Genomic DNA, 14,771 nt, shown 5'->3' on the forward strand with positions numbered 1-14,771 from the left:
CCGACGGCCACCCGGAGGACGCCCCCTACGACCGGGTGCTGGCCACCTGCGCCGTACGGGCGGTGCCGTACGCCTGGATCGAACAGACCGCGCCCAGCGGGATCGTGCTCGCGCCCTGGGAAACCCCCTGGCTTTCCCACGGACTGCTGCGGCTCACCGTCGAGGGCGACGGCACCGCCTCCGGCTGGTTCACCCCGCACCCCGCCTGTATGCCCCTGCGCGCCCACCGCACCGACCCGCGGATCCTCCGAGATGTCGTACGCGACGAGGACCAGCCGGAGGAGACCACCACCGGCGTCTCGCCCTGCGCGGTCACCGGGGACAACTGGAACGCCCGGTTCGCCATCGGCCTCCAGACCCGCGACATCTCACACACCTGGCAACACGACCCCGGCATCGACGGCGTGACCTCACGGCTCTGGCTCACCACTACCGATGCCACCTCCCGGGCCGCCATCGACCCCGATCCCGAAAACCCCGAAGGCCCGGAAGACGGGGAGCGGTTCACCATCCACCAGCACGGGCCCCGACGGCTCTGGGACGAGGTGACGGCCGCGCTCACCTGGTGGCACCAGGCCGGATCCCCCGGGCCCGAGCGGTTCGGGATGACCGTGCAGCCGGACGGGACCCATCACGCCTGGCTGGACACCCCCGACCGACCCGTCCCCCGGACCGGCTGACCGCCGGCGGACGACGGGATCCGGAACCGCCCCGGCCCCCGGCTCCGTGGGAACGGAGACCGGGGGCCGGGCGGGGTGCGGGAGTTGGCCGGAGGGTCAGCCCTCGACGCCGAGGCGGGACAGGATCAGCTCGCGGACGCGGGCGGCGTCGGCCTGGCCACGGGTGGCCTTCATGACCGCGCCGACCAGGGCGCCGGCGGCGGCGACCTTTCCGCCGCGGATCTTGTCGGCGATGGCCGCGTTGGCCGCGATGGCCTCGTCCACGGCGGCGCCCAGCGCGCCCTCGTCCGAGACGACCTTCAGACCGCGCTTCTCCACGACCTGGTCCGGCTCGCCCTCGCCGGCCAGGACGCCCTCGATGACCTGGCGGGCCAGCTTGTCGTTGAGGTCGCCGGAGGAGACCAGCTCGGTGACCCGGGCGACCTGGGCCGGGGTGATGGCCAGGGCGTCCAGCGGAGTGCCCGACTCGTTGGCGTGGCGGGCCAGTTCGCCCATCCACCACTTGCGGGCCTGGTCCGCGGGGGCGCCCGCCTCGGTGGTGGCGACGATCAGATCGACCGCGCCCGCGTTGAGGATGGACTGCATGTCGTGCTCGGAGACACCCCACTCCTCGCGGAGCCGGTTGCGGCGCACGCGCGGCAGCTCGGGCAGGGTCGCCCGCAGCTCCTCGACCCAGGCGCGGGCCGGGGCGACCGGGACGAGGTCGGGCTCCGGGAAGTACCGGTAGTCCTCGGCCTCCTCCTTCACCCGGCCGGAGGTGGTGGAGCCGTCCTCCTCGTGGAAGTGGCGGGTCTCCTGGACGATGGTGCCGCCCCCGCCGAGGACGGCGGCGTGGCGCTGGATCTCGTACCGCGCGGCCCGCTCGACCGACCGCAGCGAGTTGACGTTCTTCGTCTCGGAGCGGGTGCCGAACTTCTCGGTGCCGTGCGGGCGCAGCGACAGGTTGACGTCGCAGCGCATCTGGCCCATCTCCATGCGTGCGTCGGAGACGTCCAGGGCCCGGATCAGCTCGCGCAGCTCGGCCACGTACGCCTTGGCGACCTCGGGCGCGCGGGAACCGGCGCCGGTGATCGGCTTGGTGACGATCTCGATCAGCGGGATGCCGGCCCGGTTGTAGTCGAGCAGCGAGTGGGAGGCGCCGTGGATGCGGCCGGTGGCACCGCCGACGTGGGTCGACTTGCCGGTGTCCTCCTCCATGTGGGCGCGCTCGATCTCCACCCGGAAGACCTCGCCGTCCTCCAGTTGGACGTCCAGATAGCCGTTGAAGGCGATCGGCTCGTCGTACTGCGAGGTCTGGAAGTTCTTCGGCATGTCCGGATAGAAGTAGTTCTTCCGGGCGAAACGGCACCACTCCGCGATCTCGCAGTGCAGCGCCAGGCCGATCTTCACGGCCGACTCGACGGCGGTCGCGTTGACCACCGGCAGCGAGCCGGGCAGGCCGAGGCAGGTCGGGCAGGTCTGGGAGTTGGCGTCGGCGCCGAGCTCCGTCGAACAGCCGCAGAACATCTTGGTCCGGGTGCCGAGCTCGACGTGGACCTCCAGGCCCATGACGGGGTCATAGGCGGCGAGGGCGTCCTCGTACGGCACCAGGTCGGTGATGACGGTCACGGTGAAACTTTCCCTCTCAGCCGAACAGGACGTCGTCGTCACCGAGGCGCTTCAGCTCCCGCACCAGGATGGCGAGGCCGGTCGCGATGGCGGCGGCGGAGACGGCGGCGTCCAGCAGCAGCAGCGTGTCGCTGTCGGAGCGGGCCTTGCGGGCCTGCTTGATCACGCTCAGCGCGCCGAACGCGGTGGTGCCGATGGACAGATACGTACCGGTCCGGGACTTCTTGAAGCCCTTGGCCTTGGTCAGTGCGCTCACAGCGACGGAGCCTCCTCCAGCAGCGGGTGACCCCACTTTTCCACGAAGGCGGCCTCGACGGCGGCGCCGACCTTGTAGAGCCGGTCGTCCTTCATGGCGGGGGCGATGATCTGCAGACCGACCGGCAGGTTGTCCTCCGGTGCCAGGCCGCAGGGCAGCGACATGGCGGCGTTGCCTGCCAGGTTGGTCGGGATGGTGCACAGGTCGGCGAGGTACATCGCCATCGGGTCGTCGGCGCGCTCACCGATCGGGAAGGCGGTGGTCGGGGTCGTCGGGGAGACGATCACGTCGACCTGCTCGAAGGCCTTCTCGAAGTCCCGGGTGATGAGCGTCCGGACCTTCTGCGCCGAGCCGTAGTACGCGTCGTAGTAGCCGGAGCTGAGCGCGTACGTGCCGAGCATGATCCGGCGCTTGACCTCGTCACCGAAGCCCGCCTCACGGGTGAGGGCGGTGACCTCCTCGGCCGACCTGCCGCCGTCGTCCCCGACCCGCAGGCCGTAGCGCATGGCGTCGAACCGGGCCAGGTTGGAGGAGCACTCGGACGGGGCGATGAGGTAGTACGCGGAGAGCGCCAGGTCGAAGGAGGGGCAGTCCAGCTCCACGATCTCGGCGCCCAGCTCCTTGAGCAGCTCGACCGACTCGTCGAACCGCTGGACGACGCCGGCCTGGTAGCCCTCGCCGCGGAACTGCTTGACCACACCGACGCGCATCCCGGCCACCGAGCCGTTCCGCGCGGCCTCGACGACCGGCGGCACCGGGGCGTCGATGGAGGTGGAGTCGAGCGGGTCGTGCCCGGCGATGGCCTCGTGCAACAGCGCCGCGTCCAGCACCGTACGGGCGCACGGACCGCCCTGGTCCAGGCTGCTGGAGAAGGCGACCATGCCGTAGCGGGAGACCCCGCCGTACGTGGGCTTCACACCGACCGTGCCGGTGACGGCGGCCGGCTGGCGGATGGAGCCGCCGGTGTCGGTGCCGATGGCCAGCGGCGCCTGGAACGACGCCAGCGCGGCGCTGGACCCACCGCCGGAGCCGCCCGGGATACGGGTCAGGTCCCAGGGGTTGCCGGTCGGGCCGTAGGCGCTGTTCTCGGTGGAGGACCCCATGGCGAACTCGTCCATGTTGGTCTTGCCGAGGATGACGACGTCGGCGTCACGGAGCTTCGTGGTGAGGGTGGCGTCGTACGGTGGCAGCCAGCCCTCAAGGATCTTGGAACCGACGGTGGTCGGCATGTCCTTAGTGGTGAAGATGTCCTTCAGCGCCAGCGGCACACCGGCCAGCGGGCCGAGCTTCTCGCCGCGCTCGCGCTTGGCGTCCACGGCACGGGCCTGCGCCAGCGCGCCCTCGCGGTCGACGTGCAGGAAGGCGTGCACCTTCTCGTCGACGGCCTCGATCCGGGCCAGGTGGGCCTCGGTGACCTCGACGGCGGTGAGCGCGCCGGAGGCGATGCGGCTCGCCGTCTCGGCGGCGGTGAGCTTGGTGATGTCCGTCATCGTGTCAGTCCTCCCCCAGGATCTGCGGCACCTTGAAACGCTGCTGCTCCTGTGCCGGGGCGCCGGAGAGCGCCTGCTCGGGGGTGAGCGAGGGACGGACCTCGTCCGCGCGCATGACGTTGGTCAGCGGCAGCGGGTGGGAGGTCGGCGGGACGTCTTGGTCGGCGACCTCGGAGACGCGGGCGACCGCGCCGATGATGTCGTCGAGCTGTCCGGCGAAGTGGTCGAGCTCTTCCGCCTTCAGCTCCAGACGTGCCAGCCGGGCGAGGTGAGCGACCTCCTCGCGCGTGATGCCAGGCATGCAGCGATCCTCAGGGTGGGTGAATGTTGGTTTTGGCCCCAATCCTATGGGGCGCCGCGCACTGCCCGTGAAACGGTTTGGGGCGGGGCGGCCGACGACCCCCGCCGGGCCCCGGAACGATCCGTCCGCTCATGGGGGCCGGTGCCCCGGTGCCCGGCCCGGCAGGCGTGCCGAGTCCCCGCCGGTGGCGCCCCGGAGGCCGGACCCGATGAGCCGGTCGTGCCGGAGCGGTGGCCGGTGGTGGGTGTGGGCCGGTGGCGAGTGGGGGCCGATGGTGGGACGGGTGACCGACGGCGACACACCGGCGGCCGGGGATGCCGGGGGCGGTGCCTCGGAGACCGGGTGCGCTCCCGTGCCGCCGAGGGCCGGTGGCCGGGAGGCGGCGGGCCCGGGGGATGCTCGCGCCGTACGGCTGCGAGCGGGCGGCCGGTGGCACGGTGGCGGGTGGCACCCCGGTCCGGCTCACCCCGGAGGGATGTGGCGCGGTGCGCCTGCGGGAGTGTGCCCCGGTGGTACGCCCGCAGGGCCGTGAGCAGCGCCGTACGCCCCCGCGCCGGCGCACCGGTCGGACACACCCGCGCGCCCGGGCTGCCGCACCGCACGGAAGCGGGCCCCACACTCCCCCGCCGGGCGACCGGTGGGACGCGGCCCCCTCCGGCCGTACCCGTCCGGTGACACCCCGCCGACCGGCCGGACGGTCACCCCCGCCGCCTCCGCGCGGCGCTCACCCGGCCCCGACTGGGAAGAGTGTGAGCCGAGGACAGCACCCGCCCGGCCCCGCACCCCTATAGCCGGATGCCTCTCGTGGGGCCCCGGACGAAGTCTGGGGGAACGCGCAGGCCGCCGGGGAACGAGGGGGTCGAGCATGGTCGACCGTCGGCACCCGCACAAGGCGCCCCGGTGGGGCCCCCGGACGGGGTCTGGGGGAGAAGGAGCCCTACCAAGTCACGGCGTGGCCGCCGAAGAGGCCGGGGGTCCCGTGGGGGACGCCGGGCGGAGTTCGGCGGAGGGGGGGTGCCAGCCGCCCTCGCCGCGGGCGCGGAGCCAGGCGGTGGTCTCGGCGGGGGGCATGGCGGCGGCGACCAGCCAGCCCTGGACGGCGTCGCAGCCGAGGTCGCGGAGGCGCTCCCAGGTCTCGTCGTCCTCGACGCCCTCGGCCACCACGAGGAGGCCCAGGGAGTGGGCCAGATCCACGGTGCAGCGAACGATCTCGGCGTCCTCGGTGTCAACCGCCAGACGGGCGACGAAGGAGCGGTCGATCTTCAGCTCGCTGACCGGGAGGCGGCGGAGGTGGACGAGGGAGGAGTAGCCGGTGCCGAAGTCGTCGAGCGACATCTTCACCCCGTGGGCGGTGAGCCCGGCGAGGGTGTCGGCGGCGCGCTGGGGGTCCTCCAGCAGGACGTGTTCGGTTATCTCCAGCTGGAGCGCCCCGGCCGGGACGCCGTGGCGGGCGAGGCGGGCGGCGACGGAGCCGGCGAAGCCGGGGGTGTGGACGTCCCGGGGTGAGACATTGACGGCGACCGGGACCAGCAGGCCCTGGGCGCGCCAGCGGGCCACCTGGGCGAGGGCGGTCTCCAGGACGTACTCGGTGAGGTGGGGCATCAGCCCGCTGGACTCCGCGATGGCGATGAACTCGTCGGGCGGGACCTTGCCGCGCTCCGGGTGCACCCAGCGGACCAGGGCCTCCAGGCCGGCCACCTGGCCGTCGAAGCGGACCTTCGGCTGGTAGTGGAGCTCGACGTCACCGGCGTCCAGGGCGCGGCGCAGGTCGCCGAGGAGGCCGAGCCGGTCGGGGGTGTTGGAGTCGCGCTTGGACTCGTACACCTCCACGCCCGTGCGGTCCCGCTTCGCCTGGTACATGGCGACGTCGGCGCGCTGGAGGAGGCCCTCGGCGTCGAGCGCGTGGTCGGGGAAGACGGCGACACCCGCGCTGGCCTCCAGGACCAGGGTGAGGCCGTCCAGGTCGAGCGGGGAGGAGAACTCCGCGACCAGGTGGCGGGCGACCCGCTGGGCGCTGGTGGCGGAGTCGGTGGTGGGGAGCAGTACGGCGAACTCGTCGCCGCCGAGCCGGGCGGCCTCGGCGCCGCGTGGCAGGGCGAGCCGGAGCCGGTCCGCGATCTGGAGGAGTAACCGGTCGCCGGCCAGGTGGCCGAGGGTGTCGTTGACCGACCGGAAGCGGTCCAGGTCGATGAGGACCAGCGCCGCGCGGACGCCCTCGCCCTCGGCCTCCTCCAGCGCCGACCAGGTGCGCTCCAGCAGCCACTGGCGGTTGGGCAACCCGGTCAGCGGGTCGCGGAGCTGCTCCTCGGCGCGGGCGCGGGCGATCCAGAGGGTGGAGTCCAGGGCGATGAGCGGCACCGCGAAGAGCGGCAGCAGTACCGGCAGGGAGACGGCGACCACGCAGATCAGCGGGGCGATGCCGAGCAGGGCGACGGCGACCAGGCCCTGGCGCAGCAGCGCGGTGCGGGCGGCGGTGGGCAGCCCGCCGCTCTGCGGGGCCAGGGTGTACCAGAGCAGCAGCCGGGTGACCATCAGATAGGCGCCGGCGGCGAGGGTCACCTCGGGGACGGCCGTGAAGCCCCAGGCGAGGGGCTGCCAGGGCTGTTCCACCGAGGGCGCGTCCCCGAAGGCGGCGAGGACCAGCGCGGCCCCGCCGATGCCGAGGATGTCGGCGGCGCCGTGCAGCAGGCCCTGGCGCCAGCGGTGGCGTCGGGCCATTCCGACGAGGACGACGACGGCGAGGCTGACCAGGCCGGCCGGGACCCAGCCGTACAGCAGCAGGACGGCGAGGGTGAGGGCGGCGCCGGAGCCGGTGCCGCCCCACCAGCGGTCCCGGCCGAGCGCGACCAGGTGGCCGACGACCAGGCCGGTGAGGACGGCGAGCGACCAGCCGGGGGCCCCGCCGGGGAAGAGGCCCTGTCCGTTCTGGACGGTGCGGACGAGGCCCGTCGCCAGGACGAGACCGGCGAGGACGACGACGGCGGCGGGAAGCCGTACGGCCAGACCGGCGCGGACCGCGTGCACACGCGGTCGTGCCGCCGGGGTGGCGCTCTCGGTGGGTTTCATTGCGTCCCTCTCACAGCCGGCGGTGCCGATGCCACGCGATGGCCCGTTGTCATGCCACCACGACCGGAATCCACCCCGCAGCCGTGCACGACAGGCGCACCTTCCAACAGTAGGCCGCGGATGGCTTCGGCGGGCAGCGCTCTACAGGTCTTGCCCGAATGCGACCGCGCCACCCTTAACCGGCCGGTATGCGCCGTACGGGTGACTCTGAACTGCCCTATTCGGGTTGCTGTTCGGCCGAAACGGCTACCTCGCGGGCCGCGTCGGGCCCCTGTTCGAGCAGCACCGCGAACCCGTCCTCGTCCAGGACCGGCACCTTCAGCTGGACCGCCTTGTCGTACTTGGAACCGGGGTTGTCCCCCACCACCACGAAGGAGGTCTTCTTGGAGACCGCCCCGGTGACCTTGGCGCCCCGGCTCTGCAGGGCCTCCTTGGCGCCGTCCCGGGTGTGGTGCTCCAGGGTGCCGGTGACCACCACGGCGAGCCCCTCCAGCGGGCGCGGGCCCTCGTCCTCGCCGGTGGACTCCTCCTCCCACCGGACCCCGGCCGCCTTCCACTTGCGCAGGATCTCGCGGTGCCACTCCTCCTCGTGCCACTGCTTGATGGCGGCGGCGATGGTGGGGCCGACGCCCTCGGTGGCGGCCAGCTCCTCCTCGGTGGCGGCGAAGACCCGGTCGATCGAGCGGAACTCCCGGGCCAGCGCCTGGGCGGCGACCGGGCCGACATGACGGATCGACAGGCCGTTGATGATCCGGGCGAGCGGGCGCTCCTTGGCCGCCGCGATGTTGTCCAGCATGGCCCGGGCGTTCTTCTTCAGCTCGCCCTTCTGGTTGGCGAAGACCCGGGCGATCTTCTCCTCGCCGGTCTTCGGGTCGCGCTTGGGCAGCCCGCTGTCCGGGTCCAGGACGTACGCCCGGATGTCGAGGAGCTGCTCCTCCCGCAGATCGAAGAGGTCGCCCTCGTCGGCCAGCGGCGGCGCGGCGGGCTCCAGCGGGCCGGTCAGCGCGGCGGCGGCCACCATGCCGAAGTGCTCGATGTCCAGGCTGGAGCGGCCGCCCAGATAGAACAGCCGCTCCCGGAGCTGGGCCGGGCAGGCGCGGGCGTTGGGGCAGCGCACATCGATGTCGCCCTCCTTCATGGGCTTCAGCGGTGTGCCGCACTCGGGGCACTCGGCGGGCATCACGAACTCGCGCTCGCTGCCGTCCCGCAGGTCCACCACCGGGCCCAGAATCTCCGGGATGACGTCACCCGCCTTGCGGAGCACCACGGTGTCCCCGATGAGCACGCCCTTGGCCTTCACCACCTCCTGGTTGTGCAGGGTGGCGAACTCGACCTCGGAACCGGCCACCGTCACCGGCTCCACCTGGGCGAACGGGGTGACCCGGCCGGTGCGCCCGACGCCCACCTTGATGTCGATCAGCTTGCTGTTGACCTCCTCGGGCGCGTACTTCCAGGCGATGGCCCAGCGCGGCGCCCGGGCGGTCGAGCCCAGTCTGCCCTGGAGCGGGATCTCGTCCAGCTTGACGACGACCCCGTCGATCTCGTGCTCCACCGAGTGCCGGTGCTCGCCGAAGTGGGCGATGAACTCGCGTACGCCGTCGAGCCCGTCGACCACCTTGTTGTGCCGGGCGGTGGGCAGTCCCCACTCGCGCAGCAGCGCGTACGCCCCGGAGAGCCGGCCGGTGCCGGACCCGGTCCTCGCCCAGCCCTCGTGGGCGCCGATGCCGTGCACCACCATGTGGAGCGGGCGGGTGGCGGTGACCTTGGGATCCTTCTGGCGCAGCGACCCGGCCGCCGCGTTGCGCGGGTTGGCGAAGGGCTTGTCGCCCGCCGCCACCAGCCGGGCGTTCAACTCCTCGAACTTCTCCATCGGGAAGAAGACCTCGCCCCGGATCTCCACCAGGTCCGGGACCCGGTCGCCCTTCAGCCGCTCGGGGATGTCGGAGATGGTGCGGATGTTCGGGGTGATGTCCTCACCCGTACGGCCGTCCCCGCGGGTGGCGGCGCGGGTCAGCCGGCCTTTCTCGTACGTGAGGTTGACGGCGAGTCCGTCCACCTTCAGCTCGCAGAGGAAGTGGTACGACGAGGAGCCGACCTCCCGCGCCACCCGGTCGGCCCAGGCGGCCAGCTCCTCGTCGTCGAAGGCGTTGTCCAGCGAGAGCATCCGCTCCCGGTGCTCGACGGCGGTGAACTCGGTGGCGTACTGCCCGGCGACCTTCTGGGTCGGGGAGTCCGGCGTGCGCAGCTCCGGGTACTCCTCCTCCAGCGCCTCCAGGTCGCGCATCCGCCGGTCGAACTCGGCGTCGCTGACGACCGGCTGGTCCCGGACGTAGTACCGGAAGCGGTGCTCCTCGATCTGCTCGGCCAGCAGGCCGTGCCGCTCACGCACCTCCGCCGGAACCACGTCCTTCCGGTCACCGTCCCGCTGGTCACCCGCGTCGACAGCCACTGTCATTCCTCCCGTTACCACCGTCGCCAACGTCACTCAGGGTTGTCCGCGAGTGAGCGTGCCGCCTTGCCGCAGTGGGCGAGGACCGCACGGGCGTACGCGGGTGAGGCACCCGCCAGCCCGCACGTGGGAGTGACCGTCACGGACTCCGCGAGAGTCCCCGGATTCAGCCCCAGCCTGCGCCACAGCGTTCTGACACCCATGACGCTACCGGCAGGGTCGGACAATGGACCGTCGGTGCCGGGCACCACGCCCGTGAACAGGTGGGTACCGCCCTCGACGGCCTCCCCGATCGCCTCTTCCTCACGCTCGGTGAGCAGCGTGAGATCGAACGAGACGGCGGCGGCCCCCGCCCGGCGCAGCAGTCCGAACGGCACCGCCGGCGCGCAGGAGTGCACCGACACCGGGACCCCGGCGGCGGCGATCACCTCCCGGAGCGTGCCCTCCACCACCTGACGGTCCACCGCCCGGTGGGTGCGGTAGCCGCTGGCGGTCGGCACCCGGCCGCCCAGCACCGAGGTGAGCGCGGGCTCGTCCAGCTGGAGCACCGGCCGGGCGCCCGGGATCCGCCTGCCGACCTCGGCCAGCTGGGCGCGCAGCCCCTCCGCCAGCGAACCGGCCAGGTACCGGCAGGCGCCCGGGTCGCCCAGCGCCGCCTCGCCGCCGTGCAGTTCCAGGGTGGCGGCGAGCGTCCAGGGCCCCACCGCCTGGAGCTTCAGCGGGCCCTGGTACCCCTGGGTGAACTCCTCCAGGGCGTCCAGGTCCTCGGTCAGCCAGGACCGGGCCCGGCGGGTGTCGCGGCCGGGCCGGTCGCTGATCCGCCAGCCGCTCGGCTCCACGTGCGCGTACACGTCGACCAGCAGCCCGGTGGTGCGGCCGATCATGTCGGCGCCCGGGCCCCGGGCGGGCAGCTCCGGAAGGTACGGGAAGTCCTCGAAGCTGCCGGTGACGGTCTTCGCCGCCTCCCGGGCGTCGCCGCCCGGCATCGATCCGACCCCGGTCGCGGGGCCCCAGCCCGCGCTCACCGTCCGGGCCGGACCGAGAGGTCGGTGACCTCGGCGTCCCGGGGCAGGTCGATCGCGGTCAGCAGGGCGGTGGCCACCGACTCGGGGTCGATGTGCCGGGTCGCGTCGTACTCCTTGCCCTCCTGGGCGTGCACCTTCGCCTGCATCGGGCTGGCGGTGCGGCCCGGGTAGACCGTGGTGACCCGCACTCCGTTGCCGTGCTCCTCCTGGCGCAGCGCGTCCGCGAGCGCCTTCAGACCGTGCTTGGAGGCGGCGTACGCGGCCCACTCGGCGTGCGCGGCGAGCCCGGCGCCCGAGTTGACGAAGACGACATGGCCCTGGGAGGCGCGCAGCGACGGCAGGAGCAGCCGGGTCAGCTCGGCGGGCGCCAGCAGATTGACGTCCAGCTGGCCGCGCCACGCCTTGGCGGAGAGGTCCCCGACCCGGCCGAGGTCGACCACGCCGGCGATGTGCAGCAGGGAGTCGAGCCGGTCCGGGAGCTCCTGGTGGGAGAGGGCCCAGGAGAGCCGGTCGGGGGTGCCCAGGTCGCCCACGAGGGCGCGGGAGCCGGGGTAGGTGGCGGTCAGTTCCTTGGCGCGTCCGGCGTCCCGGGCCATGAGGATCAGGTCGTCGCCGCGCTCGTGCAGTCGGCGGGCCACGGCCGCGCCAATGCCGGAACCCGCTCCAGTGATCATGTGTGTAGCCATGCGCCCCATCGTCGCACTGGTCAGGCGCGGTGTCCGAGCCGGAGGGGCGGGGCGGAGCCGTAGCCCTGGTGACACCCCTGTGACACCCCTGCGACACCCCTGGTGACGTCCGGCCGGCCGGGCGGGACGCCGCCGCCGTGGCCGGTCCGGGGGGCCGGTCCAGTGGCGGCCGGGCGCGGGTCGTGGGTCGCCTGCGTGATCCCCGCCTCCGTGATCTCCATGTCCTCGATCTCCGTGTCCTCGAACTCCATGTCCTCGCGCGTGGCCGATTCCGCGCCCCGGGGAATCGGCGCTCCGGCGGGCTCGTTGGTCCGGGTATGACTCAAGGGCATCGCATCACCGTCGAACCGTCCACCGATCATGTACGGGTCGTCCACGACGGCCGTCTGGTCGCGGAGAGCCGGCGTCCGCTGGCGCTGCGCGAGACGGGCTGTCCCGTCCGGTACTACCTGCCTCCGGAGGACGTCAGCACCGAGCTGCTGACCGCCTCCGACACCCACACCACCTGTCCCTTCAAGGGCGTCGCCGACTACTGGTCGCTGCCCGGCGCGCGGGACGCGGTCTGGGCGTACCCGGACCCGAAGCCGGGGGTGGCGGAGATCAAGGACCACCTCTGCTTCTACGAGACGGAGGTGGTGTCCGGGGGCTGATCCCCCGGGATGGGGGCTGAGCCTCCTGGGCCGGGGGCTGACCCCCTGAACCGGGGCCGGCCGGCCGCCGCCCGCCTCCGGCCGGCCACCGCCCGTCCCGGGGCGCGTACGGCTCCGGGACGGGGGTGGCTCCGGCGGGGCTTCGCCGCACGGCCGCACGGATGGCCGGAAGTGCTCGAACCTTTGCGCCCCTCCTCACCCGGTCGATGAGTCCCGGGGCCGGCCCGGGTCTGCCCCGGCATGGAGAACCAGAGCGGGACACCGGGCGGGGTCACGGACACGGTCCGGGGGCGGGTCGCCTCGCGGGACGGCACGCCGATCGCGTACGAGCGGCGCGGGGAGGGGCCGCCGGTGGTGCTGGTCGGCGGGGCGCTCTCCACCGCCCGCAGCGAGGCGCCGCTGGCCGGGCTGCTGGCGGGCGGCGCGCGCCGGGCCGGTGACGGGGAGCACGGAGAGTACGGGGCGTACGGGGGCCACGGGGAGCGCACCGGACACCCGGGCTTCCGGGTCTACACGTACGACCGCCGGGGGCGCGGCGCCAGCGGGGACGCGCCCGGGTACGCGGTGGCGCGCGAGGTCGAGGACCTGGCGGCGGTGCTCGGGGCGGCGGGACCCGGCGCCCATCTGCACGGCGACTCCTCCGGCGGGGCACTCGCCCTGGAGGCGGCGGCGGCCGGGCTGCCGATAGGGCGGCTCTCGGTGTACGAGCCGCCGTACGGTACGGATCCGGCCGACCGCGCCCCCTTCGCCCGGGTCGCCGGGCGGCTGACCGGGCTGCTGGCGGAGGGCCGCCGGGAGGAGGCGCTGGCGTTCTTCCTGGGCGCGTCGATGCCGGCGGCCGAGCTGGACCGGTTGCGCAGCTCCCCCGCCTGGCGCGGGCTGACGGCCCTGGCGCCGACCCTGCGCTACGACCACGAGGTGCTCGGCGAGGGCCTGGTGCCGGGCGGCCGGCTGGGCGCGGTGACGGCGCGGGCGATGGTGGTGGACGGCGGCTCCAGCCCGGCCTGGCTGCGCACGGCCGCCCGGGCGGTCTCCCGGGCCCTCCCGCGCGGCCGGCACCGCACCCTCACCGGTCAGACCCGCACCCCGGCGCCCCAGGTGCTGGCGCCGGTGCTGGCGGAGTTCTACCGGGCGTGAGGCCCGCCGCGTACGCCCCTCGTACGCCCCCGGGCCGCCCCCGCGAGCGCCCGGGACCGAGCGCCCGGGACCGAACGCCCGGTACGCCCCTCGGGACCGGGGTCTCGCGGTCAGGCGCCGATCCGGGCGGTGCGGGGGCGGGTGCGGGTGGTGGCGGCGATGGTGGCGGAGCCGACGACCCGGGTGTCGTCGTACAGGACGATCGCCTGGCCCGGGGCGACCCCGCGCACCGGCTCGGCGAAGGTGACGTGCAGCTCGCCGTTCTCCAGGACGGCGGTCACCCCGGTCTCGCCGCCGTGCGCCCGGAGCTGGGCGGTGTAGGTGCCGGGCCCGGTGGGGGCGGTGCCGCACCAGCGGGGCTTGATGGCGGTGAGCGCGGTGACGTCGAGCGCCTCGGCGGGGCCCACCGTCACCGTGTTGTTCACCGGCGAGATGTCCAGGACGTACCGGGGCTTGCCGTCCGGGGCCGGGTGGCCGATGCGCAGGCCCTTGCGCTGGCCGATGGTGAAGCCGTACGCGCCCTCGTGGGTGCCGACCTTCTGGCCGTCCTCGTCCACGATGTCGCCCTCGGTACGGCCCAGCCGCCGGGCCAGGAAGCCCTGGGTGTCGCCGTCGGCGATGAAGCAGATGTCGTGGCTGTCCGGCTTCTTGGCGACCGCCAGGCCCCGGCGCTCGGCCTCGGCGCGGATCTCGTCCTTGGTGGTCAGGGTGTCGCCCAGCGGGAACATCGCGTGCGCGAGCTGCCGCTCGTCCAGCACCCCGAGGACGTACGACTGGTCCTTGGCCATGTCGGACGCCCGGTGCAGCTCCCGGCTGCCGTCCGGGTGCTCGACCACGGTGGCGTAGTGGCCGGTGCACACCGCGTCGAAGCCCAGCGCCAGCGCCTTGTCCAGCAGCGCGGCGAACTTGATCTTCTCGTTGCAGCGCAGACACGGATTGGGGGTGCGCCCGGCCTCGTACTCCGCGACGAAGTCGTCCACCACGTCCTCGCGGAACCGTTCCGCCAGGTCCCAGACGTAGAACGGGATGCCGATCACATCGGCGGCGCGCCGGGCGTCGCGGGAGTCCTCGACGGTGCAGCAGCCACGGGCGCCGGTACGGAAGGACTGCGGGTTCGCGGAGAGCGCCAGGTGCACCCCGGTCACATCGTGTCCCGCCTCGGCGGCACGGGCGGCGGCGACGGCGGAGTCCACCCCGCCCGACATGGCGGCGAGCACACGGAGAGGGCGCTGGGGAGTCTGATTCATAGCCCCACCAGGGTACGGGGCCCGGGAACCGTCGTCGCGCGCGTATGCGTTGACGCTCGTGTGAGCGGAGCCGACCGTACCGGGAGAGCCGGGGCGGCCGTGGCGGAAGGCGCGGAAGGCGCGGAAGGCGCGGAAGCAGGGAAGCGCGGAAGCACTGACGGAATCTTGGGACACCG

At 73.6% G+C, this 14,771-nt stretch carries 13 protein-coding genes; 3 read left to right on the forward strand and 10 right to left on the reverse strand.

Translation table 11 applies throughout. From position 1 onward, the window contains the following. Positions 1-680, forward strand: a 680-nt coding sequence (locus NX801_RS00005; protein ID WP_487403411.1) for a methyltransferase domain-containing protein, incomplete at its 5' end; no start/stop codon positions are given. A gap of 96 nt (positions 681-776) precedes the next feature. Here NX801_RS00005 and gatB read toward each other — a convergent pair. From gatB to NX801_RS00050, 9 genes are all read right to left on the reverse strand, one after another. Next, positions 777-2,288 (reverse strand): Asp-tRNA(Asn)/Glu-tRNA(Gln) amidotransferase subunit GatB, encoded by a 1,512-nt coding sequence (gatB, locus tag NX801_RS00010; protein ID WP_258784609.1) that lies wholly within the window; start codon positions 2,286-2,288, stop codon positions 777-779. A 16-nt stretch (positions 2,289-2,304) separates the two neighbouring features. Beyond that, entirely contained in the window at positions 2,305-2,544 is a 240-nt protein-coding gene (locus tag NX801_RS00015; protein ID WP_258784610.1) for a hypothetical protein, read from the reverse strand. Further along, positions 2,541-4,034 carry an Asp-tRNA(Asn)/Glu-tRNA(Gln) amidotransferase subunit GatA gene (gene gatA / locus NX801_RS00020; RefSeq protein WP_258784611.1) on the reverse strand — a complete coding sequence of 498 codons (1,494 nt, stop codon included), beginning with the start codon at positions 4,032-4,034 and terminating at the stop codon, positions 2,541-2,543. The genes NX801_RS00015 and gatA overlap by 4 nt, the downstream gene beginning before the upstream one ends. 4 nt (positions 4,035-4,038) lie before the next feature. Beyond that, entirely contained in the window at positions 4,039-4,335 is a 297-nt protein-coding gene (gene gatC, locus NX801_RS00025) for an Asp-tRNA(Asn)/Glu-tRNA(Gln) amidotransferase subunit GatC (RefSeq protein ID WP_010984178.1), read from the reverse strand. Between the two features lie 945 nt (positions 4,336-5,280). Then, positions 5,281-7,401, reverse strand: a complete 2,121-nt coding sequence (locus NX801_RS00030; protein ID WP_258784612.1) for a putative bifunctional diguanylate cyclase/phosphodiesterase — start codon at positions 7,399-7,401, stop codon at positions 5,281-5,283. Between the two features lie 217 nt (positions 7,402-7,618). Then, positions 7,619-9,856, reverse strand: coding sequence for an NAD-dependent DNA ligase LigA (gene ligA / locus NX801_RS00035; protein WP_428986025.1), 2,238 nt, complete (start codon positions 9,854-9,856; stop codon positions 7,619-7,621). A 26-nt stretch (positions 9,857-9,882) separates the two neighbouring features. After that, the gene (locus NX801_RS00040) at positions 9,883-10,875 is read right to left on the reverse strand and encodes a methionine synthase (protein ID WP_258784614.1); all 993 of its coding nucleotides are present in this window, start codon (positions 10,873-10,875) and stop codon (positions 9,883-9,885) included. Next, a complete protein-coding gene (locus NX801_RS00045; protein WP_258784615.1) occupies positions 10,872-11,561 on the reverse strand; it encodes an SDR family oxidoreductase in 690 nt (229 codons plus the stop codon). The genes NX801_RS00040 and NX801_RS00045 overlap by 4 nt, the downstream gene beginning before the upstream one ends. Before the next feature lie 20 nt (positions 11,562-11,581). Further along, the gene (locus NX801_RS00050) at positions 11,582-11,893 is read right to left on the reverse strand and encodes a hypothetical protein (RefSeq protein ID WP_258784616.1); all 312 of its coding nucleotides are present in this window, start codon (positions 11,891-11,893) and stop codon (positions 11,582-11,584) included. On the opposite strand from NX801_RS00050, the gene NX801_RS00055 reads away from it, so the two are divergent. Together NX801_RS00055 and NX801_RS00060 are read left to right on the forward strand one after the other, a co-directional pair. After that, positions 11,879-12,211, forward strand: a complete 333-nt coding sequence (locus tag NX801_RS00055; RefSeq protein WP_258784617.1) for a DUF427 domain-containing protein — start codon at positions 11,879-11,881, stop codon at positions 12,209-12,211. The genes NX801_RS00050 and NX801_RS00055 overlap by 15 nt on opposite strands. 240 nt (positions 12,212-12,451) lie before the next feature. Beyond that, positions 12,452-13,348: an alpha/beta fold hydrolase gene (locus NX801_RS00060; protein ID WP_258784618.1), complete on the forward strand. Its 897-nt coding sequence runs from the start codon at positions 12,452-12,454 to the stop codon at positions 13,346-13,348. 110 nt (positions 13,349-13,458) lie between these two features. On the opposite strand, the gene mnmA is transcribed toward NX801_RS00060, so the two are convergent. Continuing rightward, entirely contained in the window at positions 13,459-14,595 is a 1,137-nt protein-coding gene (gene mnmA, locus NX801_RS00065) for a tRNA 2-thiouridine(34) synthase MnmA (protein ID WP_258784619.1), read from the reverse strand. Between the last annotated feature and the right edge of the window lie 176 nt (positions 14,596-14,771).

This window comes from Streptomyces pyxinae (assembly GCF_024756275.1).
Lineage (GTDB): Bacteria > Actinomycetota > Actinomycetes > Streptomycetales > Streptomycetaceae > Streptomyces > Streptomyces pyxinae.